Origin of the sequence: Gardnerella sp. DNF01198P (assembly GCF_049244165.1) — a bacterium.
Classification (GTDB): Bacteria; Actinomycetota; Actinomycetes; order Actinomycetales; family Bifidobacteriaceae; genus Bifidobacterium; species Bifidobacterium swidsinskii.
Genome location: NZ_CP058382.1, coordinates 169,439 through 193,039, shown reverse-complemented (window position 1 = coordinate 193,039; position 23,601 = coordinate 169,439). Strand labels below are relative to the sequence as shown.

Annotated in this window: 18 protein-coding genes and 3 tRNA genes; 5 read left to right on the top strand and 16 right to left on the bottom strand. The window is 42.2% G+C overall.

The features are described 5' to 3' along the window. Window positions 1-23: 23 nt before the first annotated feature. A complete protein-coding gene (gene rpsO, locus HXT44_RS00860; RefSeq protein ID WP_004109774.1) occupies window positions 24-293 on the bottom strand; it encodes a 30S ribosomal protein S15 in 270 nt (89 codons plus the stop codon). Window positions 294-423: 130 nt separating this feature from the next. Then, a complete protein-coding gene (locus HXT44_RS00855) occupies window positions 424-1,167 on the bottom strand; it encodes a hypothetical protein (protein ID WP_004109776.1) in 744 nt (247 codons plus the stop codon). Between the two features lie 227 nt (window positions 1,168-1,394). On the opposite strand from HXT44_RS00855, the gene HXT44_RS00850 reads away from it, so the two are divergent. Both HXT44_RS00850 and HXT44_RS00845 read left to right on the top strand, forming a co-directional pair. Then, complete coding sequence (locus tag HXT44_RS00850) at window positions 1,395-2,081, top strand: DedA family protein (RefSeq protein ID WP_004109778.1); 687 nt, start codon at window positions 1,395-1,397, stop codon at window positions 2,079-2,081. Between the two features lie 115 nt (window positions 2,082-2,196). Continuing rightward, window positions 2,197-2,269, top strand: a tRNA-Ala gene (locus HXT44_RS00845). Between the two features lie 89 nt (window positions 2,270-2,358). Here the strand turns inward: HXT44_RS00845 and HXT44_RS00840 are convergent. From HXT44_RS00840 to HXT44_RS00795, 10 genes are all read right to left on the bottom strand, one after another. Continuing rightward, a complete protein-coding gene (locus HXT44_RS00840; protein ID WP_421782954.1) occupies window positions 2,359-4,692 on the bottom strand; it encodes a hypothetical protein in 2,334 nt (777 codons plus the stop codon). A gap of 26 nt (window positions 4,693-4,718) precedes the next feature. After that, window positions 4,719-6,632 carry a serine/threonine protein kinase gene (locus HXT44_RS00835; protein WP_421782952.1) on the bottom strand — a complete coding sequence of 638 codons (1,914 nt, stop codon included), beginning with the start codon at window positions 6,630-6,632 and terminating at the stop codon, window positions 4,719-4,721. Between the two features lie 190 nt (window positions 6,633-6,822). Next, window positions 6,823-8,184 carry a UDP-N-acetylglucosamine 1-carboxyvinyltransferase gene (murA, locus tag HXT44_RS00830; protein WP_004109784.1) on the bottom strand — a complete coding sequence of 454 codons (1,362 nt, stop codon included), beginning with the start codon at window positions 8,182-8,184 and terminating at the stop codon, window positions 6,823-6,825. Between the two features lie 91 nt (window positions 8,185-8,275). Continuing rightward, window positions 8,276-9,568 carry a metallophosphoesterase gene (locus HXT44_RS00825; RefSeq protein ID WP_004109786.1) on the bottom strand — a complete coding sequence of 431 codons (1,293 nt, stop codon included), beginning with the start codon at window positions 9,566-9,568 and terminating at the stop codon, window positions 8,276-8,278. 531 nt (window positions 9,569-10,099) lie between these two features. Then, window positions 10,100-10,171, bottom strand: a tRNA-Gln gene (locus tag HXT44_RS00820). Window positions 10,172-10,211: 40 nt separating this feature from the next. Next, window positions 10,212-10,284: transfer RNA gene (locus HXT44_RS00815), tRNA-Glu, on the bottom strand. Window positions 10,285-10,469: 185 nt separating this feature from the next. Further along, a complete protein-coding gene (gene gltX / locus HXT44_RS00810; RefSeq protein ID WP_100066719.1) occupies window positions 10,470-12,032 on the bottom strand; it encodes a glutamate--tRNA ligase in 1,563 nt (520 codons plus the stop codon). Between the two features lie 56 nt (window positions 12,033-12,088). After that, the gene (locus HXT44_RS00805; protein ID WP_285089569.1) at window positions 12,089-13,045 is read right to left on the bottom strand and encodes a hypothetical protein; all 957 of its coding nucleotides are present in this window, start codon (window positions 13,043-13,045) and stop codon (window positions 12,089-12,091) included. Between the two features lie 28 nt (window positions 13,046-13,073). Further along, a complete protein-coding gene (locus HXT44_RS00800) occupies window positions 13,074-13,766 on the bottom strand; it encodes a histidine phosphatase family protein (RefSeq protein ID WP_004109791.1) in 693 nt (230 codons plus the stop codon). Between the two features lie 34 nt (window positions 13,767-13,800). Beyond that, the gene (locus HXT44_RS00795) at window positions 13,801-14,307 is read right to left on the bottom strand and encodes a GtrA family protein (protein ID WP_032835361.1); all 507 of its coding nucleotides are present in this window, start codon (window positions 14,305-14,307) and stop codon (window positions 13,801-13,803) included. Window positions 14,308-14,391: 84 nt separating this feature from the next. Between HXT44_RS00795 and HXT44_RS00790 the strand changes: the two genes are divergently transcribed. After that, window positions 14,392-14,739, top strand: coding sequence for a phenylpyruvate tautomerase MIF-related protein (locus HXT44_RS00790; protein ID WP_004574134.1), 348 nt, complete (start codon window positions 14,392-14,394; stop codon window positions 14,737-14,739). Between the two features lie 113 nt (window positions 14,740-14,852). On the opposite strand, the gene brnQ is transcribed toward HXT44_RS00790, so the two are convergent. Then, window positions 14,853-16,409 (bottom strand): branched-chain amino acid transport system II carrier protein, encoded by a 1,557-nt coding sequence (brnQ, locus tag HXT44_RS00785; protein WP_100066718.1) that lies wholly within the window; start codon window positions 16,407-16,409, stop codon window positions 14,853-14,855. A gap of 257 nt (window positions 16,410-16,666) precedes the next feature. Next, the gene (gene argS / locus HXT44_RS00780; RefSeq protein ID WP_116440328.1) at window positions 16,667-18,463 is read right to left on the bottom strand and encodes an arginine--tRNA ligase; all 1,797 of its coding nucleotides are present in this window, start codon (window positions 18,461-18,463) and stop codon (window positions 16,667-16,669) included. A gap of 112 nt (window positions 18,464-18,575) precedes the next feature. Between argS and relB the strand changes: the two genes are divergently transcribed. Both relB and HXT44_RS00770 read left to right on the top strand, forming a co-directional pair. Then, entirely contained in the window at window positions 18,576-18,812 is a 237-nt protein-coding gene (gene relB / locus HXT44_RS00775; RefSeq protein ID WP_102703327.1) for a type II toxin-antitoxin system RelB family antitoxin, read from the top strand. After that, window positions 18,796-19,062 (top strand): type II toxin-antitoxin system RelE family toxin, encoded by a 267-nt coding sequence (locus HXT44_RS00770; protein WP_012913788.1) that lies wholly within the window; start codon window positions 18,796-18,798, stop codon window positions 19,060-19,062. The genes relB and HXT44_RS00770 overlap by 17 nt, the downstream gene beginning before the upstream one ends. Window positions 19,063-19,157: 95 nt before the next feature. Here the strand turns inward: HXT44_RS00770 and valS are convergent, their stop codons facing one another. Both valS and HXT44_RS00760 read right to left on the bottom strand, forming a co-directional pair. After that, a complete protein-coding gene (valS, locus tag HXT44_RS00765) occupies window positions 19,158-21,935 on the bottom strand; it encodes a valine--tRNA ligase (protein ID WP_421782949.1) in 2,778 nt (925 codons plus the stop codon). Window positions 21,936-21,983: 48 nt separating this feature from the next. Then, entirely contained in the window at window positions 21,984-23,471 is a 1,488-nt protein-coding gene (locus HXT44_RS00760) for an ABC transporter substrate-binding protein (protein ID WP_421783235.1), read from the bottom strand. Between the last annotated feature and the right edge of the window lie 130 nt (window positions 23,472-23,601).

Sequence of the window (23,601 nt, the reverse complement as noted above, 5' to 3'; positions counted from 1 at the left end):
CGAGCTAAGCCCGGGCTACAAGACTATCGACGCAAGCCAAGTCGTTCAATCAAAGAACGATAACGGTTGATGTCAACACGCTTCAAGTAATCGAGAAGACGACGACGATCACCAACCATGAGCAACAAGCCACGACGAGAATGATGATCGTGCTTGTGCTCCTTCAAGTGCTCAGTAAGGTCAGCAATACGCTTGCTAAGCAAAGCGACCTGCACTTCTGGGGAACCCGTGTCACCCTCGTGCGTCGCGTATTCGTTGATAATGTTCTTCTTATCTTCAGCCGTTAATGCCACGGCGTCCTCCTTAATATCACTGCGCGGTGCCACAACCTTCTGCTGTAGCGCTCTCAATCCGCGGGCGTTACACGCCAAGTCTCTATCATACAACCACTTGCAAACAACTTATTTTCGCAAAATCCAAATATTACATTGCGGTCATAAAGCCACCAAATAACACAACTAGAATTGCCAAAACCTCAATTGCATAAAACATTATGAACGACGCCCAACTACGCGTAAGAACATTCAAAGCCGAGGTTTTAGGAACAATGACAAGCAAACCAACAAAAATGACAGCAAATACAGCTACTCCAATACCTGCAGAAATAATGCCAAGATTTGCCGCATTCGCTAAACCTGAAGCATGACCATAGACCACATACGTCGAATACCAGAAGCTCATGTTTAGCATGCATAATCCGGCAATAAGTTGTTCTAAAGCCAGGAAAACAGCAAACATTATCCGCCAAATCCAACGATGAGTGTCAATTAACGCCATAGCAAGACTTGTAAAAGCAGACACTGTGATTACCCACGAAATAAAAACAACACCTTGCGAAGATAATCCAGAGCAATGCGAAATAACCCATGAAGTATGACGAGCGGCCATAGTGCGACCAATCCAATACGGAATAACAATAGCGACAAGCAGAACGCCAAAATAAATCCACCAATTCTTTGGATTAGAATGCTTACGAGAAAAATCAGCAATCGATAAGTCTGTTTCCGGCAAACCAATGTTTACATATTCGTCAGGAATTTTGCTTTTCGAATCATCATTCTTTTTTAAAACTTCATTAGCATTGATTACACGAGCAGAACGTTTCCTAGGCTTTAGCGGAGCAAAACTTTGTGGATATTCACCATCATGCTCATCATTTAACTTCATACGTTACTTCTCCTGCCAATCTTTAATTGCCAAGCAATTTCTCAAGTTTTAACCATGCAACATTACATTACTAACTATTATTGTATGTTATAACGCAATTAACTGATAGCGTGTGCACAAAAAGTGTCAACCGTTTATGGCGACTGCTAGGCTCAAAATAACAGTTGTTTCGCTTGATTTTTAATTAACAAGCGTCACTAAATACGCAAAATTTATGACAGGACATTATGGGATTTATTCATTTTATTGTTAACCTACTCAAGGATCCACGCTCAGCTATTGCAAGTTGGATTGCAATGGGCACAGCTCCAGCATTAGGCCTTATTTTTCTCATTGTTTTTATTGAAACAGGCGTAGTATTCTTCCCATTCCTTCCAGGAGATTCACTTCTTTTCGCAGCAGGGTTTTTTGCAGCTCCTGACGCTCAAACAGGTCATAGCGCGCTTCCACTTCCACTATTACTTGCCGTAGTGTGGCTAGCCCCAATCATTGGCGATCAGTGCAATTACTTTATTGGTCATTTCTTCGGACGAAAGATTGTAGAATCCGGGAAAGTAAAAGCGCTCACTCCAGAACGAGTTGCAAAAACCGAAAAAATGATTGATAAATGGGGTCCGCTGGCAGTATTCTTGGGTAGATTCTTCCCATTCATACGCACTTTTATGCCGTTCATCTCCGGAATTTCTGGAATGCGCTGGATACGCTTCACACCATTTTCTGTACTAGGCGGTCTCGTTTGGTCGTCGCTTTTCACATTTCTTGGATATTTCTTCGGCAAGATTGATTTCGTACAGAAGAATTTTGAATTAGTAATTGTTGCAATTTTGCTTATCTCGCTTGTTCCAACTTTTATTGGTTTATACAAAGCGCACAAAGCAAAGAAAGCAGCAAAACTTAATAAAGAAAACAAATAAACTAGTATTTTAACTTACGACACTCAAGCACGCTGCACTACAAGAAATGTTGTTTTTATACAAGCTTTGTAGTACAGTGTGCAGAGTTGTCGTAAGATGATTTGTCTTAGACATTGGGGCTATAGCTCAGTTGGTAGAGCGCTTCGTTCGCATCGAAGAGGTCGTGGTTTCGATTACCATTAGCTCCACTGAGCCCACTGCATTCATTCCACCGCAGTGGGCTTTTTATTTTTCTCGCACAATGCCTGTCAAATCTAGCAAAACTAATTAGAATAGTTTACTGATTGCTAATTTTCTTTTTAAAAATAATGCTAATTCCTAATGCAGCACAAAGAATTGCTATAATTCCAGTGCCAATATAAGCCACAATTTCTATATAATTTACCGATTTTCGCTTAAAGGAATCAGCATTTTCAAAAGATTTTTCCGATTTTTTCACTTGCGAACGAGCTATCCAATCATCGTTATCGGAGCTATTGTCGGAATCATCATCTAAACCATCATCAGAACTATCAGCATCTTTACTCTCGCTATTTTTAGATTTTTTATCTGCTTCAGATTTTTTTACAAGCTTATTTGCAATAGAAACAATTTTTACATTTTTATATTGCAAAGTTGTTATATTTCCCGCATAATCTGCAGCTTTTACTAATACGTCGTGAGTAAAACCGTCTGGTTTTAGTTTTGTAGATAAAACTGATTTATTCACATCTTTACCGCTCCAAATACGATTTGTTTTACCATCAACATCGATTGTTACATATTGCAATGCTATGTTATCTTTTGCACTAATACGTAAAGTTTTTCCTTCTTTATTAGTACGATAAGTAGAATTATTTTGCATATCAAACACCGTTGTGATTGGAGCAAGATTATCTACTGTAAATTGCACGGAAGCTGGTGCAAATTGCAACATTCCTTCCTTTTTGCTAACTGCATTTTCGCTACAAGAATGATTTCCTGCCTTGTCTACTGACATAATGCGCACACGATAATGGGCATTATCTGCAAAATTCCGTTTAAAAATAGTGTAAGTCAATCGTTGCCAGCCACGATCTGTGCGACTGTTTACAGAAAAATCCTGTTTTGACAAAATCTTCTCTACACCGTCTTGCATAACACTAATTTTTGCAGGACTTGCCAGTCCGCTAGGATTGAGTTCTTCAATATGAATATCTTTAGCATTTTGCAATTGTTTACGATTCATTGCTTTAGTGGAACTATCTATACTAAATGAGGAACCGCTTCTATTTATAGAAAATTGCAACTTACCAGAAATAACATGATCTACTAAATCTTTAGCACTCCACTGAAGCTGATACACGTCATCGTCTTGAATTCCATTATAAAAACCTGCGTATAGCACACTTACGCTTTGCGAATCAGCTTTTCTAGACACAAAAGAACGCAATTCCTTAGCATATCGCATTCTTCTCAGCGAATACGTTACGCTTGCAGGTTTTAGCCAACGATCTTTTATAACTAATGTTGGAACTACAGCATGAGAATATGCTCCGCCTTGTTGCACTCCAGTAATAGAAACAGTTGGCACAAGCGTATCAATAATGAATTTATTACTGATAGAAGAACTCACATTACCTGATAAATCTTCAACACAATAGCGAACATCCCAAGAAGCATCCCCCGAAAAAGAAACATCAGCATACCACACGTTTGTATGCACACCATCGTTTTTAAAGCTTTTAGCTGTAAGTACCATAACCTGCTTACCATCAGCAAAAACTTTCGCAATAGGATAAGAATCGTGAAGCAAATACGAGAAAACGAACGAATCATCCTGTATTAATATTCTTGAAGCTCGATTATTACGAAAATATTTGCCTTCATACGATGCGTTGTTGTCATAACTAACACTCAAGCGAGGAGCAGTTTTGTCAATAACAATATATCTTGGACGCTTGCTATAAGAATTATCTTTTGTTAAATCTGAAGCATTCAAAACTGAATCAGGAATACTTAATATTGGCTTACGAGAGCGCAATTTGTTGCCAGAAAGTTTACTTTCATTAGAAATATAGTTAGTTTGCTTTGAAACATGAGAATTAGAGTCAACTCCTCCCCATATGCGTTTAGGATGCATTGTTACAGCAGCAAGTCTTATAGAGATATCTTGCAAATCGTATATTCCTTCTTTTTGCAATTCAACTCTTACTATTCCTAATACTCGAGGTCGGATCTTATAACGAATATTAACTAGCGACGACACCGCCTCAATCTTAGCTAAATCAACTTTGGCACTCACTATTTGATATCTTCCAACGCTAACAGTAGCTTTATGCGCGTTCCTAATTTCCGAAGCGTCCAATCCATCAAAAGTTATAAGTAGCGAAGCAGCACGTTTAGTAAACATGTACTCGCCTTGAGTGCGAACAGTTTTCTGTTTTGTCATAACAGAAACATTTGCTATATGCAATCCTTTGGCTGCGTTATAGCTGCTTTTTGCATACGCAATAGAATTAAGTGGCAATAATGCAACAACTATAGCAGCACCAATAAATACAATAATCCCAATATAAACGCCAATGCGAGCGCAGCCGCATTTAAATCGCTTGAAAAACCACATATCCCCCAAAATTCTTTGTTTACACATTTATTCCCTCCTTTTTATTATTCCTTTTATTTCTTTTGCAAAAAAGCTAGATTAATTTCGTCTTGAACTTTTTTGACGCTATCGATTGCGTTTTTCTTTCTACTTACAGCCTCATCATTTGACGCATGCGCTTGTTTAAGAAGATATTCTGCCTTGTCGCACATTTGCTGAATCTCTTGTTTACTGGCTCCGCTTTCTAGGAACATCGGCAACCACGAATGAATTGATTGCAAAACTAGTTCTCCAGTATCCACAAATAAAACGTCTCCGTGATCTTTCTCAACAATTTGCATTAGCTGCTGTAATTGATTCACATAATTTTTATACGTTTCTACGCTTGCACAATCTTTAGAAACATCAACAAGTTGCGCATAAGCGTCAGAAATAGCGATGTACGCGCTTAACATTTTTTGATTTGAAGCAGTATGCGATATGCCATCAGAATTAGTTTCTACAGCTTGCGAAGACGCTTTATTCGCATCTTTTTCATATTTTTGAGCCTCTTGGAACCATACTTTTGCTACTCGCATACGAGATAATCGTTCTGTTTGTGAAACTTTTCCAGAAAATCCTGCAAAATAGTACCAATACGCTTTGCCTATTTCTATAGAAATAGGCAACCAATCTTTATTTACAGGACGCAAGTTTTGCTCGTATTTATTAATCAAACCAACAAAACATTGCTCTTCGTTGGCACTCCATTGCTGATCTGCAAGTTGAATTTGCAATAAAATTTGGAGAGGTTTAAATGATATTTTGCTTATATATTTCTTCTTGATCATACTATTTTGCACTTGCATTGCATGAGAAATATAGCGACACGCAATATCCGAATTGCTTTCGCGCTCAGCTAATTGCATGTAAAAATCGTAGCTTTTATTATTTTTGCGTATTTCCTCAATTCTTTTACTACTTGGCTCACCATCAAAAGATTGCTTATTTCGATTTACAAAAGCATTCCCAACAAATAAACCTAAGCAGTTGAATAAAATTACTATAAAAACTAGCACTACAACAATTAATGCCGTAATTGCATAGCGCTTTTTTCTAGGCTTAGAACTATTTTTGCATTGTTTGCGTCGCAATACATTCGTAGAAGTGTCGCATTGTTGCGAATGCTTTTCTGTATGCTCACACGCTTCCAGTGCAGAAAACATTTCGTCGCAATCTTTATATCTATGAGATGGTTTAGTAGCTGTAGCTATTGCGAGCACAGACACTAATTGTTCTACTACTTCACGATTCTCATGAGGCAATAGTACAGCAGATTGCACGTTTGTTTTAGGCACTTCAGTTGGTAATAATGCGTAACGCAATGTCATTCCAATCGAATACACATCGCTTGAAGTAGTTGCTGCAGAGTTTTCGTTCAAAATTTCAGGAGCGGTAAAAATATTAGTAGCAAATCGCGCGTCGCACTGGTCTATTGTGCGCAAATCAAGCACTCCCCCGTTTGCATATAATTGCGTTGCAGCACCAAAATCAATCAAACGGACTGTGCCATCTTCTGAAATCATAACCTGAGAAGGCTTAAGATCACCGTATATAATTGGCGGATAATGCGAATGTAAATAAGAAAGTATTGAGCAAAGTTGCATACCTAAATCAAGAACAGTTTCAACATTTTGCAATCCAGATTCTTCTACAATAGATTTTAAAGAACGTCCCTTTACATAATCGCGAACAGCATAAGCTCTACCATTTTCTTCAAAAAAATCAACAATTCGCGGAATAGCTGGATGATCGCATTCCTTTAAAACATTCGCTTCAGCGCGTAAGGATTGAATAATATGCTGTTGATACTCTTCGTTTCCGTACAGAAGCGTTTCTTTAACAGCCCATTGCTTGTGTAAAACGGTGTCAACAGCAAGAAACACTGTTGAAGTGCCACCACGCCCCAGCTCACCAAGCAGCTGATAGCGTCCGCCTACACAAACCATCGTTACGCCTCCGCAATATTGAAAACTCCAACTACTCATCAAATATTTCAGTTAATTTTTTGAGTAATTGAATTACAGTTGCGACTACTGTACCGATAAATTTATGCGTAAAAAAGCTTTTTCTAGCATTGTGGATAAAAGCTTATAAACCTACAAAACTCACGTTTTGTAGAAGAAGTAGAGGAATATATCAGTCGATATTAGCACCCAATGCTAAAAGTTTGCCTCTAAAATCTGCATATCCTCGATCAATTAGCGAAATTCCACGCACATTCGACGGACCTTGAGCAGTAAGAGCTGCAATCAAATGGCTAAAGCCTCCGCGCAAATCAGGTACATCAATATCTTGACCTGTCAACGGAGTAGGTCCGAAAATCACTGCAGAATGCTTGTAATTGCGCTGCTGGAATCTGCAAGGAAGCGAACCTAAGCATTCACGATAAAGCTGAATCATAGCTCCCATTTGCACAAGTGGCTTCGTGAAACCAAAACGATTTTCATAAACAGTTTCATGCACAATACTCAAGCCCTTCGCTTGAGTAAGCGCAACGACAAGAGGCTGCTGCCAATCAGTCATAAAACCAGGATGTACATCGGTTTCAATAGCAACCGGATGCAAATCCCCACCCGGATGCCAGAAACGAATTCCTTTATCTGTAACATCAAATTGTCCGCCAACTTTACGGAACACATTTAAGAAAGTCATCATTTCTGGCTGAGTTGCGCCCTTAATAAACACATCTCCGTGTGTTGCAAGAGCAGCAGAAGCCCAAGAAGCTGCTTCGATGCGATCAGTTAATGACGTATGAGTGTATCCTTGAAGCTCTTTTACTCCCTCAATACGGAAAGTACGGTCAACATCTACAGAAATAATCGCACCCATCTTTTGCAAAACGGCTACCAAATCCATAATTTCTGGCTCAATTGCAGCTCCGGAAAGCTCTGTACGACCTTCTGCAAGAACCGCTGCAAGCAAAGTCTGTTCGGTTGCGCCGACAGAAGGATAAGGCAAATGAATTTTAGTGCCATGTAAGCCATTAGGTGCAGTAATATGAATACCATCCTCGTGATCTTTATCTACATTTGCACCAAGTTTACGCAACGTCTCAAGATGAAAATCAATTGGACGGCCACCAATATTGCATCCTCCAAGCGCAGGAATAAACGCTTCTCCAAGACGATGAAGAAGAGGACCAGAGAAAAGAATTGGAATACGAGACGAACCAGAAAGAGTGTCGACGTCAGCTACATCTGCGAGCTGCACTTTTGTGGCATCAATTGTCACAATGCCTTCAGGTCCATTAACTTCAACGTCAACACCATGCAAACGCAACAAATCAGAAACTACATGAACATCGCGAATTTCAGGAACGTTTTTTAGAACAGACTTGCCAGGTGCCAACAAAGCTGCAACCATAGCCTTGCTAACAAAGTTTTTTGCGCCACGCACTTTAATAGTGCCATTAAGCGGCTTACCACCTTCTACATGCAACACATCTGCAGCGTCAATGCCACTATTGTTGTTCTGTTCAGCCGTATTGTGTGCGGACACATTTACCTCTTTCGTTCGCGCTAAAACACTATTCACTATAATACCGGCATATTTGCCAACGCGCTCATGCAATCTATTAAAACTGATTAAATTAGCGCGTAGATCGTTGACGCCATCGACGAATCAATCTAGTAAGTAATGATGGTTTACGTAATAAATCCACTTCTGGCAATTCATGCTCAGACTCAGCTGTAAGAGCATAAGTATAGGCTTTTTTGGAAGAAGGTTTGCCAACAAGATTCCCAAATTCAAGCATTTGCGTACGCGGTTCAAACGGGTGACGAATATCAAATTCAAGCAAGCGCACGCCTCTTTTAGCAGGTTCAGGACCGTAAGATCCAAAACCACATGTAGGAGTGGCAACAAATAGCATATTACTCTCGGGATCTTTAGCTGCGAAAGAATTGCGGTGATCGTGACCGGCAATTAGCGCAAAAGCTCCTGCATCAAGCAAAGCAGCGTATTCACCACTATCGGCGTCAGGGCAGCTGATTCCTTCACCTAAATACCCATCGGGCAGAACATGTTTTTCGTCAAGAGCATAATAGCGACCAGCAAAAGTACGATACCCTTCAATAGCATGTTCGCGCGCAGCAAGTTCTTGCGGAACTTCACGAAGAACACGATAATATTGCGGCAATGGAAAATGCTGAAAAACACAAATATGCTCAGGCAAATAAGAAGAAAGACCAGAAATAAACTCGATAGTTTTTTTAGAAGGGCTACCATATCCGCCGGATTTAGCATAATCTCCAGAATCAACTAAAACTATTGAAAAAACAACCTTTTCATGCTTTTCATCCATAACAGGCAAGGCAAAAGTACCAGGCTCACATGTAAAAATAATCTGCTTTGGCAACACACATTTTGTCGATTGCATAGCACTTGCAGAAGATACATTAGAAGCACTGCGATTCATGCAACATGGAAAATCTTGATATATCTTATCAAGCTCTTCATTACTCAGACCGCACTGGAAATCATGATTCCCATAAGTAACAACCCACGGAATACTGCGATCTTCTAGTGGCTTCATTAACTTAGCAACAAATTCGTGCACCTTATCAACCAATTGCTTCTTATCAGAAGCTGAAATATTGGAAGATTCCTGCCAGAGTCTACGCTGAAAAGTTTTTGCAAATACTCTTTCATAACCTGCAATCTGGTTTCCAGTAAAAACTACAAGATCTGGTCGCACAGCATCGCAAGCAGAAGCAATAAGTCGAATAGTATCTTGTGAAATACGTAACCCATCTTGAACATCTGCACACTGAAGCACCCGGAATTTACCAGAAAGATGGAACTGCAAACGTCCTAAACGAGCCGAAATAGATAAAGGAAGTGCCGCAGATGCATGAGCTTCAGATTGTGCAGAATCAGTCATACTTTAAGCATACGGCAGATATGCCGCGACTCACTCAATTTTGTGCGCAAGTTTACATAAATTATTTACATTCAAAAATACTAAATTAAGCAAATACTGATAATAAATAACCTAAAAGCGATAAAAACGTGCAATTTCAGTAAAATAGTTACAAATTCACAGACAATTCACAGGTAATCGCATTACTGCACTCAGCATAAGGTGGTTATTATATATACATCAAAGGGAAATAAACTACAAGCAAGTAGTTGAATTTGACTTTAATAACTTAAACCTCTCTTCTTCTCTTCTTTCTCTAACCCCGGTCACGCACCGGGGTTTTTGATTTTAAGGCTACATAAGAAGCGTGCGGCAAGCGTGGTAAACGGGAGTAAACGGCAAAAACTGAGCATGTATGTAAAGAAACTGCCGCTTTCACGCCAACAAGCGGCAGAAACTTTACAGCCGTGTAAAGAAAAGGTCGCGCGCTGAGACAAATCGCAGTAATACAGATAGATAACAAAAAAGCCCTCGTTCTACGAGAGCTATTCGCTGGGGTACCTGGACTCGAACCAAGAATGGATGAACCAGAATCACCTGTGTTGCCAATTACACCATACCCCAATTGACAAGCTTCGCGGCTCTTGGAACCGTTCCGTCTTCGTACCCCCGACCGGATTTGAACCGGTGTTGGCGCCGTGAGAGGGCGTAGTCCTAGACCGCTAGACGACGGGGGCTTTCATTTATCAGCTACGCCTCTTGACGCAACAAATAGCGACTTTACAACATAAAGCAAATACTTGCAACCGCGGCGTGTCGAAAATATATTAAGCATAAAACAAATAAAAAGGCGGAAATGCAGCAATAGTGCCACACTCCCGCCTTATTCAAATTTTATTTGCGCTTATAAATTATTTGTAATTTACAAATGCTCGCGTAAACCAGCCAAACGCGCCAAAGTCACGTCTTTGCCCACGATTTCCATGGACTCAAACAGTGGAGGCGAAACGCGACGACCAGAAAGTGCAACTCGCACAGGGCCAAATGCCAAGCGCGGCTTGTAGCCAGCTTCCTCAACAAGCTTCTTGTTCAAAAGCTCGTGCAAGGAATCAGTATGCCAATCAGCAGCATCAACGTCCTTCAAGGCAGCGAGCGCAGCGTCAAGAACCTCTCCTGCAGATTCCTTCAACTGCTTACGAGCGTCGTCATCTGGAGCAATGTAGCCATCTTCACTTAACAGGCTGCCAACCATTCCAGCGACCTCGCCAAGCAAACGCACGCGAGGCTGTACAAGAGGCGCAGCAGCGGTGAGTACTTCACGCTCGCGGTCAGTTAACGCATCCCAATTATCCGCACTAACTACGCCATCCTTATGCAAGTAAGGCACAGAACGGTTCAAGAAATCTTGCGGATCGAGCATACGAATATGCTCAGCGTTAATCGAAATTGCTTTATCCAAGTCAAAGTGTGCAGGATTTGCCTTAACGTCGCGCACATCGAACTTTTCAACCATCTCGTCCATAGTGAACACGTCACGATCAGGCGCAATAGACCATCCAAGCAAAGCCAAGTAATTCAGCAAGCCTTCTGGAATAAAGCCGTTATCCCTATGCAAGAACAAGTTGGACTCTGGATCTCGCTTAGAAAGCTTCTTCTTACCTTCGCCCATAACGTAAGGCATATGGCCGTAAAGTGGAGTTTCCTTAGCAATACCCATTTCCATAAGGTAACGGTACAGCACAATCTGACGAGGTGTGGAGCTCAAAATATCCTCACCGCGCAAAACCACATTCACATCCATTAACGCATCATCAACAGGGTTCGTAAGCGTATAAAGTGGATCGCCATTCGGACGCACAATCACATAATCTGGAACAGATCCGGCTTTAAAAGTAATTTCACCACGAATTAAATCGTTAAAAGTAATGTCTTCATTTGGCATCTTCAAGCGAAGTGCAGGTTTGCGACCTTCGTCGCGGAAAGCTTGCTTCTGTTCTTCCGTAAGATTACGATCGTAGCCATCGTAACCAAATTCAGCAGGACGGCCAGCAGCAATATTACGCTCCTTAATTTCTTCAGGAGTAGAGAAGGATTCATAAGCGTATCCTGCTTCAAAAAGCTTTTGTGCTACGTCTTTATAAATTTCCATGCGCTGGGACTGGCGATACGGTCCGTTATCTCCGCCAACATCAATGCCCTCGTCCCAATCAATATTGAGCCAACGAAGAGCCTCAATAATCTGCTGGTAGCTTTCCTCACTATCGCGCTCATTATCGGTATCTTCAATACGGAACAGCAATTTGCCGTGAGTATGGCGAGCCTCCGCCCAGTTAAATAGCGCGGTACGAACCATACCTACGTGAGGTGTACCGGTTGGCGAAGGGCAAAAACGCACGCGAACATTCTTTGGAAGTTCAGGCTTTGCGGATTTTGTTGCATTATTAGCAACTTCTTGAGTTTCCTCGATATCAGTCATAGGTTCCATTGTGCCGCGCGTTACGGACGTGCAGCATTCGCATCAAACATAAGTCAACCTAAAAACTAATCAAGCGCCTGCGTAGATTCTTTATTACCCTCAACGTGCGCAAACTTCGCAGCAAGAGCCTCGCGGGACTTTCTATCATCCTCTTCTTTTGCGAGCTTCTTCGCAACTTCAGGATCCCACAGCACGTCTTCACGATGCTTTTCCCACTCTGAAATAAGCAGCGGCGAAATAAAATTGACCAACGCACTTATATCACAATTACACTTATCACTAGAATTGCGCACACAATCAACAATCTCACGCCATTGAGCATCCTTGAACATCATTCGCGGCAAACCAGCACACTCACATATTTCGTTAATATATAAGAAGATTGGTAAAGTTTCGCAAATCTCGTTAGTTTTTTTAATTAGATTTGTTAATAAGCTTAAAACTACAATAATTTTTTGCGTTTCCAATGATTTATTTTCATAACAAGAAACCATTTGTTTCGCATAATTAATTGCAAAGTCAATATCGCTAATACTCCAATTACCTTCAACATTTAACGTATCGGCTGCTGCATTTATTGCATTAGAATCTTCGGTAGAATGAGATGCAATCTTACTAAAAATAGAATTTATATTATTACTATTTTCTAGTATTTCTTCTTCTGCTTCATCATAGTTAGGCTCATAGCATGAATCCATATTGTCGTAAGCATCGGCGGCAGCAAGTAGCGCGTCTACTATTTCTTGCGGACGTCCAGGAATTTCATCCGCACCTTCATACACAAATTCAGCATCCGGCACAGTAACATCAAGATTCGTGAGTATTCGTGCTATTGCTCGCATTGAGCGCACCTCAAGATTTTCCGCATATTTTGCGTCGTTATCTAAGTGTCGCGCTTCCGTCAATGGCCATAATTCCGTTAGTTTTGCGGCAGATTGCGCTGCATCATTCAGCATTAGCATACTTTTTTCATTATTTTTAATATCTTCAGAATCTTTGACAGAATCAACAGAACTAACCATTTCAATGCTCCTTCGCATTATATGTTACTTACTTCACTCGCCCAGCAGGATCAACATACGTAATTGAAAGCACACGCAAAGTCTCGCAATCGTAAGTAATAGAAGTAATCGAAGCTAAAGCCGTGTGACGAAGAAGCATATTATGTTCAGCGTGGCCGGTTTCCAGTAGGTGTCTATAAGACCAGATTGGCGACTCATGAGTAACTGCAACGATTTGCTCACCCGGATGCTTACGAACCTGCTCGCGCACAAAATCGCCAACTCTAGTGGCAATACTTCTGTAGCTTTCTCCCCAACTTGGCTTCCACAAATTCGCAACAAGCTTCCAATTGTTGTTTTTCCACAGTGCGCCTTCACCGTAACCTATGCGTTTCCCGCGGAAATTATTTCCAGCTTCAATTAAGCGTTTATCTAAAATAATGTCGCTTTCTTGAGATTGCGCAGAATCTTCGTCACAGTGCGCTTTTACATAGGCAGAATCTGCAATATTGCGCAAAGCATTTTCGATTTCACGCGCTGTTTCACGTGTTCGCTCAAGAGGAGACGAATAAATTGCAGTAATTCCGCGCATTTGCGGAACAGTGGCAATATATTTTGCTGTAGCTTGCGCCATTCTCACTCCGCGAGCAGAAAGATGAAATCCAGAAAGACGCTCATACAACACGTGATTTGGATTATCAACTTCTCCATGACGCACAAAATGAATTGTCGTAGCTGGCATTGCGTTCTACTTTCTGTTTAAAAGATTAAATCAATTACTTGCGATTTTTTGTATGATTAAGCGACCACATTCCCAAGCGGTGAGCAAAACTCGTATCTTCTTGCGCAACATACCCAGGCTGTTGAGATTTAGTATCATCGAGCAGCCACTTTCGTATAACAAAATTCCACACAGCAACAACAACAGTAGCTACAAGTTTTCCTATATTTGTGCGCAAAACGTATACTGCAGATCCGCGTAAAGTTTCAGCCATTCCTAACGTACTAGCCCAAATAATCAAATCATTTATAAGCAAACCTATAACTGCGGAAATAACAAAAATCAGAAGCTCCATCCACTTTGCCATATCTTCACGATGTTTAAAGACGTATTTCATACTGGCAATATAGTTGAAGATAAGTGAGATTACGAAAGAAATCGTACCCGCAACCACATTATTTAAGTGCGCAAGCATTAATAAATTGAGTAACGCAACGTCAATAATAAGGGCAATAATGCCAACAATTCCAAACTTTACAACCTGTTCAATAAGCTTTTTCATAATATCCATTAAACACGCGGCTGCTAACAAATAACATATAATTGTTACGTAATAAAGCTTACCAAATTTAGCAAAGGAGCGATTATGCCAGTTATTCATACTCATGTTTCTGTAAGCACAACACCTGCCCAGCGCGACGCATTAAAAGCTGCTTATGGCAAAGCAATTAGCGCAGTTCCAGGAAAAAGCGAGCATTGGCTCATGTGCCCATTCGAGGACAATATGCCGATTTATTTTGCAGGAGACAATACTAAGCCTGCAGCTTACGTTGAGGTGAACGTGTTTGGTTCCAGCGTGCCAGGGTCTGCTTGGGAAAAGTTAACTGAGCAGATTATGGCAGCTTTAGAGCGAGAGCTTGGGATTCCACAGGATCGCACTTATATTCGTTACACTGCAACTACTGACTGGGGTTGGAACGGCGGCAACTTCTAGGCGCAAGTCGCAAGCCTCAATTAGCAAGTCGCATAAAATCGCCATATCTTGTTACGTAAAATACGCATCAAAATATGGCGATTATTATGACGTCTACGCGACGCTACAAAACTTTAGGATTGCTCACTAAAATTAGGTTCGTCAACAGTAGATTTAGCGGATACAGCGAAGTCAGCAGGCTCGTTAAACTCAGCATCGCTTGAAGAATAATAATCGTCGCTAGCAACACTGCCTTCAAGATCTGGACCAGCAGCTAGACGAGCCACCTCTTCCATGTCCTTGTTTTCAAATAAAACCATGCGGACATAACCAACAACAAATCCAACAACAGCAGGGCAAACCCACGCCATGCCAAATTCTGAGAACGGTAGCCAGTTTTGAACAACCACCAACATATCGTTCATATGCAATGCACTGCGTAAAGCTTGTGGCAAACTATTCAAAAAATCATATACCGCTGCAACACCAGTAAAACCAAGCGTCCAAGCGTACACGACTTTGGAATTTCCAAAAAGTCGACCGCACAAAGCCAAAAGAATCAATACGATTGACAGTGGATACAAGAACATCAATACTGGAACTGCATATTCGATGATTGTGCTCAAACCAAAGTTTGCAAGGCCAAACGAAACAAGCGTAATCAACACAGACCAAACGCGATAGCTAGGACCCTTAGGGAATAACTTAGAGAAGGTTTCCGAGCAGCTTACAATTAAACCAACTGCCGTCTTTAAGCATGCAAGAGTAACAGTTGCAGCAAGAACAAGCAAACCAACGTTTCCAAGATGGTAGCGTGCAACTTGCGCCAAAGTTACGCCACCGTTTTCAGCAGGCTTAAACAGTGCACGGCTACGCACACCGACAACAACAATTGCGACGTAAATCAACGCCATAAGCAAGCAGCTAAAGAATCCAGATCGCACAGTATTCACTGCCACATCTTTAGGGTCTTTTACGCCAAAGGATCGAATAGTACTAACAACTATAATGCCAAAAGCCAAGCTAGCTAAAGCATCCATTGTATTGTAGCCATCTAAGAATCCTGTAAAGAATGATTCATTAACATATTTCCCTATAGGAGCAGCATCCGCAGAAGCGCCGCTTACAGGAGAAAACAGTGCAGTAAATACCAGAATACCTAAGAAAACCAGGAATATCGGCGTAAGAACTTTACCAACCCATGTAAGTATTCCGCTAGGCTTCATAGCAAAGAAGAATGCTAACGCGAAGAAAACCACAGAGAACAAGAACAAATACAATTGACCGTTTCCGTCTTGTGGAATAACGCGCTCCAAACCAACAGTGTACGAAGTTGTTGCGCAACGAGGAATTGCAAAGAATGGTCCGATTGTTAAATACAGCACACAAGTAAAGAACATGCCGTATTTTCTGCTCGGCTTACTAGAAAGTTCAAAAAGACCGTTTGCACGACTCATTGCAAGAGCCGTAACACCAAGCAATGGCAAACCAACGCCAGTAACAATAAAGCCAATTGTTGCAGGCACGAAATTAGTTCCTGCATTAGCTCCAAGGAACACAGGGAAAATCAGGTTTCCTGCGCCAAAGAACATACCAAACAACATGACCGCCACGTACGCGGATTCAATAATGGTCAAGTTCCTTTTTTTCGGGGCACTATCTGTGCTGACACTTTGTGTTGTGACGCTCATGCTTACACCTCCCATAAGGATAAATTTGTATTTACATACTATTCAGCTAAATCTCTTACTTTGTAATTTTGTGGATTTAAAGCAAAAATAATATTAGAGGGTATATTAATAAATTGCATGTACTTAATCGATAGAAACTTATAATTCGTGCGTGTCTCTAATAAAAAATAAAAAAGGACGCTGGCAAGCTACCAACGTCCTATGTAATCAAAAATGCTCTATAGCTTTGCTCTAAATCTTATATAAAATAAGCAAAATCACATCTTTTCTGGAGCAGAAACTCCAAGCAAATCAAGACCAGTTGCAATAACTGTGCGCACAGCAGCGTTAAGCTTTAAGCGAGCTGCAGCACGAGCTGGCTCTGGGCACTTTGCAATGCGCTGAGCTTCACGCTCGGCTTCTGGCAAACGATTTTCAGGGTCAGTTAACTCCATTGGTACAACACGCTCAAGGTTGTACCACTTGTGGTAACTTGCTGCCAAATCCTCAAGATAATGCGCAACTCTGTGAGGAGCGCGCAAATCGCCAGCTTGAGCCAAAGCAGCAGGCCATTGAGCCAAAGCAGCCAACACTTCGCCGTCAGCCTCGGTATTAAGCAAGCTTAAATCAGCGCCATCTTGCGTAATTCCAGCGTCAGCCGCATTGCGAGCCACATTGCAGCTGCGTGCGTGAGCGTATTGCACGTAATACACAGGATTATCGTTGCTGTGAGAAGCGAGCAAATCCAAATCAATATCAACACTTGTGTTGTAGTCGGTGCGAGCAAGCGAGTAGCGCGAAGCGTCAACACCAATTGCATCAACTAAATCGTCGATCGTAATAACGTTTCCAGCACGCTTACTCATACGTACAGGCTTACCATCTTTCATAACGTTTACAAGCTGACCAATAAGAATCTGCATGTTTTCGCCCGGCTTGTCGCCAAAAGCCGCGCACATTGCCATCATTCGGCCAATATATCCGTGATGATCCGCGCCGAGCATGTAGATTGCTACGTCTGCAGGATTCTGCTCGCGGTGACGCTTGTTGCGATAGTACGCAATATCTGCGGCAAAGTAGGCGTAATTGCCGTCGGACTTAATAATCACACGGTCTTTATCGTCACCATGCTTAGTGGACTCAAACCAAGTTGCGCCGTCTTTTTCGAAAATATCTCCACGAGAACGCAATTCCGCAATAGCGCGCTCAACTTCTCCATCCTCGTACAAGCTGTTTTCATGAAACCACACGTCGAATTTCACACGAAAATCGTGCATCGACTTGCGAATTTCCGCAAACATCATTGGAACTGCGCGCTTGCGGAACTCTTCGCGCTGCTCGGAATCGCCTTCGCCAAGCGGCAATCCTTCCTCGTCTTTTCCAAGATCAATTCGCGGCAATGAAAGAACATCAACGCCGTCCGCATTCGCTTCTTTTATAACAGAGTCCGCAATTTCGTTAATATACGCGCCTTTGTAGCCGTCTGCAGGCGTTTCTTCGCCATGAGCTGCAGCAACTAAAGACTTTGCAAAACGGTTGATTTGCTCACCGTGATCGTTGAAGTAGTATTCGCGCACAACTTTTGCGCCGTTCGCTTCCAAAACTCGAGCCATAGAATCGCCAACTGCAGCCCAGCGAGTTCCACCAATGTGGATTGGACCAGTTGGGTTTGCGGATACAAACTCAAGATTCAAAGTTTTGCCGCTCAAATGCGTATTCTTGCCAAAAGCCGCACCCTGCTTTAAGACTTCGTCTACGACCGCCGCCGCAGAAGCAGAATCAAGCGTTATGTTAATAAAACCAGGACCTGCCACTTCTACGCGCGCAATACCTTCCGCTTCTTGCAAACGCTCAGCAAAAAGTTCTGCTAAATCGCGAGGCTTCATACCAGCTTTTTTAGCGAGTTGCATAGCAACGTTCGTAGCCCAATCGCCGTGTGCACGATCTTTTGGTCGCATAACTGCAAGTTTTTCGGCAGCAGGAATCAAATCTTCTGTTAGATTGCCAGCTTTACCACTTGCTACTAAATCTTTAGCAATTTTTTCAATTAATTCACTTAAGCTTTCTGGATTCATGGTTTACAGTCTAGCGTTACCGCGCGATGCTTCGCGATTACAACTCATTGGATTGCATTATTCTGAGTGTAAGGTAATATATGTTTTACATGTTTTACATTGGAGATTAAAAATGGTCGCAACAATTACAGGATTAAGAGTACCCTCTAACGTTTTAGATCGTTATGATCGGCTCGCTAAAACCACTCACCGCACCCGTTCATTTTACATGAATCAAGCACTAGAAGCTCAAATTGATGAACTTGAACATGAATATGGTCTAATGGCAGATATTGAAGCATACAAACGTGGAGAATTAGAAACATCCCCACTCGACGACGTGGTGAAGCGCCTTGATTTGGAAGATTAATTTATCTAAAAGAGCTGAAAAACAGCTAGGGAAAATTGACAAAACGATTGCTAAGCAAATCGTTAAGGAGCTTCGCGAAATTAGCAATCTCGACAATCCTCGAATCAGAGGCAAGGCACTAACTGGCAACTATTCGGGATTTTGGAGATATAGAGTAAGGGATTACAGAATAATTTGTGCAATTGAAAATAATGTACTGACCGTTTTTGTTGTGGATATTGACCATCGCAGCAGGATTTATAATAAGTGATTATGCTTAGTTTTTAAATACACAAAAAGCGCTGGAGTCGAAGATTGACTTCCAGCGCTTTTGTTTTGCGATTAATTATTTTCGGTTACTTGCAACTACTTCTTTTTTGCAGGAGCTTCGCCGAGTTCGCTTTGAGCAACTGAAACGTTTACGTTAGCTGCATCAGATTCTGCAGAATCAGAAGCAGATTCAGATTCAGAAGCAGAAGAATCTCCAGCAACTGCAGCCTTAACAGCGTTAAGCTTTACTTCTCCAGTAACGCGACCAGCTTCAGCAACGTCATCCAAAGTCTCCTCAACAGCCTTGTAAGCGTTTTCTGCAACGTTCAAAGTTACTTGCAAAATAGGAGTCTTCATAGAAACTTTTGCTTCAGACTTAATCTTGCGCAAAGCAGCCAAAGCTTCACCCGCGTAAGCCAAAGTGTCTGCAGAAACTCCGTTTGCAGCAGCCTCATACGCCTTAGCGCATGGCCAGCTAGCACGATGCACGGATCCTTCGCCGTCATGCATCCAGCTCCACACTTCTTCAGTAGCGTAAGGCAAGTAAGGAGCAAGCAAGCGAGCCAAAGCGTCGAGTGCAAGACCAAGAGTTGTGCGAGCAGACTTCACAGCAGCTTCACTTGGAGTGCATCCAGTGGATTCTGCAGTACCGTAAGCACGATTCTTTGCAAGCTCAATGTAATCGTCACAGAACTCCCAGAAGAATGTTTCGATTGCTTCCAAAGCCTTAGAATGCTCGTAAGATTCAAGCGCATCAGTCGCAGTACGAATAACGGATGCAAGCTTTGCCATAACAGAGCGATCCAAAACTTCCGTAACGTCTGCAAAATCCCAATCCGCGCTAGCAGACTCAAGAACCTGATGCTCATCATCTTCGCGACCAATTGCGAGCGCAAACTTCGTAGCATTCAAAAGCTTAATCGCTAAACGTCGACCAATCTTCATTTGACCTTCGTCGTAAGTTGCATCCAAGCCAAGTTTTGCAGAAGTTGCCCAGTAGCGCACAGCATCCGCACCAAACTCTTCGATTGGCTTATTTGGCACAACAACGTTGCCCTTAGATTTAGACATCTTCTTGTGGTCTGGGTCTAGAATCCAGCCAGAAAGCGCAGCATGCTTCCAAGGCAAGCAGCCGTTTTCAAGATGCGCGCGATCAACCGTACTAAACAGCCAAGTACGAATAATATCCTGGCCTTGTGGACGCAAATCCATTGGGAAAGTAGCCTTAAACAAAGCTTGATTTTCCTCACCTGGCTCTTCCCAACGAGTCACAATTTGTGGAGTTAAGGAAGATGTGGCCCAAGTGTCCATAATATCCTGCTCAGCAGTAAAGCCATTTGGCTGGTCTCGCTGAGACTCGTCGAAGCCTTCTGGAACGTCAATAGTTGGGTCGATTGGCAAACGATCTTCGCTAGGCGTCAAAGGATGCTCGTAGTCAACTTCCCCATTTTCATTTACTGGATACCATAATGGGAATGGCACGCCGAAGAAGCGCTGGCGAGAAATAAGCCAGTCACCGTTCAAGCCGTGAACCCAATTCTCATAGCGCACGCGCATAAAGTCTGGATGGAAGTTAAGTTCCTTACCGCGCTCAATAAGCTCAGCGTTCAACTTTTCGTCCGTACCGCCGTTCTTTAAATACCACTGGCGAGAAGTGACGATTTCCAAAGGCTTATCGCCCTTTTCGTAGAAGTTCGTCATACGCTTTGTTGGCTTTGGATCACCTTCCATATCTCCAGCTGCTTGCAAAGCTTCAACAACTTCCTTGCGAGCGGAGAACGTGGTTTTACCGGCAATTTTCTCGAACATTTCGCGGCCAGACTCATCCGTAATCCAATCAGGAGTGGTCATCACAATGCGGCCGTTTCGCTGAATGATTGGTCGAGTTGGGAGATTCAAGTCACGCCACCACTCAACGTCGGTTACATCACCGAAAGTGCAGCACATTGCAATGCCTGCACCCTTGTCCATTTGGGCAGCAGAATGCGCCAAAATTGGAACTTTCACCTTAAACAGTGGCGAATAAACTTCCTGACCAAAGTACTTCTTGTAACGCTCATCTTCTGGATTTGCAATCAAAGAAGTGCATGCAGCAAGCAATTCTGGGCGCGTAGTTTCAATATAAATTGGCGTGCCATCTTCAAAACGGAACGCGATCTTATGGTAGAAACCAGGATATTCGCGCGATTCAAGCTCTGCTTGTGCAACTGCAGTCTGGAAAGTCACATCCCACAAGCCAGGAGCATCCTTCTGATAAGCCTCTCCGCGAGCAAGATTGCGCAAGAACGCTTTTTGTGCAACTCGGCGAGGCTGCTCACCAATAGTGTGGTAAGTTTGCGACCAGTCCACAGAAAGACCAAGCCTACGCCACAAAGCTTCAAAAAGCTTCTCATCCTGAGAAGTTAAGCGTTCGCAAAGCTCAATAAAGTTCTGTCGGCTTACAGGAACCTGATCTTTTGCCTCAATCTTCTTACCTTCAGTACCTTCAAAAGGAGGCTTAAAATCAGGATCATATTTAAGCGAAGTGTCTACGCGCACGCCGTAATAGTTTTGCACTCGGCGCTCTGTTGGCAAGCCGTTATCGTCCCAACCCATTGGGTAGAACACGTCAAAGCCTTGCATGCGCTTATATCGCGCAATGACATCCGTATGCGTGTAAGAGAATACGTGACCTACGTGCAAGTGACCACTAACGGTTGGAGGTGGAGTATCGATAGAATATACGACCTTACGGTCGCGAGAATTATGGAATGCGTAAGTCTTAGCTTCGTCCCAATTGCTACGCCACTTGTCTTCAAGACCATCAACACCAACCTTGTTAGGCAATGGTGTTAAATGTGCGTGTTTTACTGCGTTATTATCCTGTTCACTCATGAACTGAATATTAGAAACTCAGCGCGACAACGCAAATCTTACGCTTTTCTATTTCACCACTATGCTCTGCAATGGCAGAAGCTGATCCGTCATATTTTTCGTATAGCCGCTTACATTAGACTTTACAGCCATAATGCTCTTTCGAGCATATAACCAGTGAGCTGCAGCATTATTGCTTACTTCGCGCGCATATGCACGAGCATTTGCCTCATATTCGTTTGCATTCTTAGAATGAACCGCATCGGTCCAAGCTTGTTGAGCACGCGCGTCTTGCAAAACGAACGGAGAACCACTTTCTGCAAACATGCCTTCATCTAAAGTACGATTGCTCGTAGTAAGCGCAAGATCATACTTACCTTCACTAATACGCTTACGCATAGTTTGTTGATCAACTTCTTCAAGATTGACCTTAAAACCGCTCACGGAACTAATCTGTTTTGAAAGCTCGCCCCCAACTCCACCTTCGCCCTGTGGAACAAGAAAATTAATAGTTCCTAAATAGCTTGCGCTAAAGTAATGGAACAAAGGAGCAGCTTTGCCTGGATTATAAGGATACAATCCATTTAAATCTTCATAACCAGTTGAAAGAGGATCAATAGGTCCTCCTACTGGAACACCACCATTGCCATCAGCTGCAAGTACAGTTTGCGCATTCAAAGCGTATCTCGCAGCTTTACGAGCCTGCTCATCGCAGAAAATCGACGAAACTGTTGTATTTATTGCAATAAATCGCACTCTTGTGCTCTGACCCTCTACCATTTGCGTATTAGCAACAGCAGCAAGACGCTTATTTTCGTTACCTTCAAGCGGAACTGCCATTTGAATATTGCCCTTTTCCATTGCCTCAGCTAGAGCAGTATCGCTATTGAAATATTGCAAAGTAATACTTGCACAAGAAGCAGGGGTTCCCCAATATTTATCGTTGCGAAGTAATACTAAAGAATTGCCTTTATTGTAGTCACTTACAGTGAAAGGACCTGTGCCAAGAGCAGCACTTGCATAGTCGATCATCGATTTTGTGTCATAGACAATGCCAACACGTCCAGCAAGACGACGTAGAAGTAAAGCATCTGGATTATTAAGTGTAATTACTAAAGTGTAATCATCCGGATTATTAACAGTTTTAATATTTGTAAGTGCGCTATAACCAGGATAATTATTTGTGATGCCTTGTTTCAAAGATTGTAATACGGAATTTGAAGTCATCTCACTACCGTTAGAGAAATGCACACCTTGACGCAAATTAAAACGATATGTTAAGCCGTCTTTCGAAATATCCCATGACTTCGCGAGACCTGGTTGCAAACTATTATCATCGCCACGTTTAACAAGAGTTTCGTAAACATTACCAATTAAAGCTTGCTGTAAAGCGTCACTGTCGTCGTTTCTAATATCAAGAGATTCAGGAGCAATACGTAGACCAACTTTTAGCACTGAGTTACTAGCTGGATGCATTATTGCAGCAAAAGGCGAATGACCCTGGTACATTTGCCATCCACACCACAAAATGCCGCTCATTATTACAGACACAACCACAAACACAACCCATGGTATCCAGTCTGCACTAGTACGAGTATGATATGACCTGGAAGCGTGACACGCATATTTGCCTGTTCTTGACATAACCTACAGTCTATATCAATATCTGAATTGGGAACAACACGCT

What these genes read in the sequence shown, in the direction of transcription:
- HXT44_RS00855 (WP_004109776.1), bottom strand. Translation starts at nt 1,167, where the DNA reads ATGAAGTTAAATGATGAGCATGATGGTGAATATCCACAAAGTTTTGCT.
- HXT44_RS00850 (WP_004109778.1), top strand. Translation starts at nt 1,395, where the DNA reads ATGGGATTTATTCATTTTATTGTTAACCTACTCAAGGATCCACGCTCA.
- HXT44_RS00840 (WP_421782954.1), bottom strand. Translation starts at nt 4,692, where the DNA reads ATGTGTAAACAAAGAATTTTGGGGGATATGTGGTTTTTCAAGCGATTT.
- HXT44_RS00835 (WP_421782952.1), bottom strand. Translation starts at nt 6,632, where the DNA reads ATGGTTTGTGTAGGCGGACGCTATCAGCTGCTTGGTGAGCTGGGGCGT.
- HXT44_RS00825 (WP_004109786.1), bottom strand. Translation starts at nt 9,568, where the DNA reads ATGACTGATTCTGCACAATCTGAAGCTCATGCATCTGCGGCACTTCCT.
- gltX (WP_100066719.1), bottom strand. Translation starts at nt 12,032, where the DNA reads ATGGAACCTATGACTGATATCGAGGAAACTCAAGAAGTTGCTAATAAT.
- HXT44_RS00805 (WP_285089569.1), bottom strand. Translation starts at nt 13,045, where the DNA reads ATGGTTAGTTCTGTTGATTCTGTCAAAGATTCTGAAGATATTAAAAAT.
- HXT44_RS00800 (WP_004109791.1), bottom strand. Translation starts at nt 13,766, where the DNA reads ATGCCAGCTACGACAATTCATTTTGTGCGTCATGGAGAAGTTGATAAT.
- HXT44_RS00795 (WP_032835361.1), bottom strand. Translation starts at nt 14,307, where the DNA reads ATGAAAAAGCTTATTGAACAGGTTGTAAAGTTTGGAATTGTTGGCATT.
- HXT44_RS00790 (WP_004574134.1), top strand. Translation starts at nt 14,392, where the DNA reads ATGCCAGTTATTCATACTCATGTTTCTGTAAGCACAACACCTGCCCAG.
- brnQ (WP_100066718.1), bottom strand. Translation starts at nt 16,409, where the DNA reads ATGAGCGTCACAACACAAAGTGTCAGCACAGATAGTGCCCCGAAAAAA.
- argS (WP_116440328.1), bottom strand. Translation starts at nt 18,463, where the DNA reads ATGAATCCAGAAAGCTTAAGTGAATTAATTGAAAAAATTGCTAAAGAT.
- relB (WP_102703327.1), top strand. Translation starts at nt 18,576, where the DNA reads ATGGTCGCAACAATTACAGGATTAAGAGTACCCTCTAACGTTTTAGAT.
- valS (WP_421782949.1), bottom strand. Translation starts at nt 21,935, where the DNA reads ATGAGTGAACAGGATAATAACGCAGTAAAACACGCACATTTAACACCA.